This is a genomic window from Helicobacter sp. MIT 03-1616, assembly GCF_000765685.2.
Lineage (GTDB): Bacteria > Campylobacterota > Campylobacteria > Campylobacterales > Helicobacteraceae > Helicobacter_C > Helicobacter_C typhlonius.
Map to the genome: position 1 here is coordinate 1 of NZ_JROY02000030.1, position 1,128 is coordinate 1,128.

Consider the following 1,128-nt stretch of genomic DNA (forward strand, 5'->3'; position numbering starts at 1 on the left):
TCCTTAATTGTATTCATCATTAAAATACTTAGCCATTACTTCCCCATTTTTTGGAATGGGAAACCACATATGTGTTGTAGGTGTAATGTAGATTCTGCTTCCTGCTCGTATCTCTATTGTTGGTTTAATCTTTGCTTGTTCTGAAATAAGTTGTTTGAAAATATTGTTTAAATCTCCTTGTGCGTTTGAAAAAAGTTGTGTGGTATAGGGATTTGCTCCTGTGCCACTTTTTTGTGTGGCATTTGATATGGTTATCATTAAGCCATTGCTTAAAGTATTTAAAAACAATCCTAAGCCATATCTTTGCTCAAATTTATTATCTAAATAGCCTTCGACGCCATTAATCCCTCTTGAATCTGCGCTTACTGCATTGGTAAGAAGGATATTTACTCCTTGAGGTGTTATCATTTCTCTCCATACTATGCTTAGTCTTGATTGCCCTATTTTGTTATCATTTTTATAAAAGCCCATTACCTTTGTGCCTCTTGGGATAAGCACTACTCTTCCTTGAGCGGCATAAACATCTTGCTCTACTTGGGCAGTGATTATGCCTTCAATATTGCTTACAATGGGTGTCATTAAAACAGCAGGAATAAGCCTCCCTGCTCGTATCATACGATATAAGCGATGTTCGTTTGTCGCTATATCTATGCTTTTTTGATTAGAGAATCCATCATCTCCATAGCGTGAGCTTTGTTGTGCAAAGATTTGAGAATCTCCCTCCGCTCTTTCACCTAATAATGCACTTTTATATAATTCTCTTTCTTTTGCAAGGGCGATTCGTCTTGCTCTTTCTTCTTCTTGCTTAGCAAGTAAGGCTTGATAAGTTGGGTCTGCTAGTTTCTTCATTTCTTCTTCAGCTTTCTTTCTTGCTTCTTCTTCAAGCTTTTTACGCATTTGCTCTTGAAGTTCTGCTTGTCTTTGTGCTTCTGCTAAGAGTTCTTGCTGTCTTCTAAGCTGCTCTTCAGGGGAGTTTTGTGTATTTTTATTAAGAAACTCATTAAGGGCTTCTTTATTGTTGATATTGATAGGGTTGCCATTAGAATCTAAAATAGGATTATCGTTTTTATCTTTGAGATTGCCATTTTTATCTATAAAGATATGGTTTCCATTTTTATCAAGGATTGG

General features: G+C 36.1%; 1 protein-coding gene. It reads right to left on the reverse strand.

Annotation, left to right across the window (positions count from 1 at the left end; all coding sequences use genetic code 11):
- Positions 1-3: 3 nt before the first annotated feature.
- Positions 4-1,128, reverse strand: a 1,125-nt coding sequence (locus tag LS67_RS09445) for a DNA type IV secretion system protein ComB10 (RefSeq protein WP_138109732.1), incomplete at its 5' end; no start/stop codon positions are given.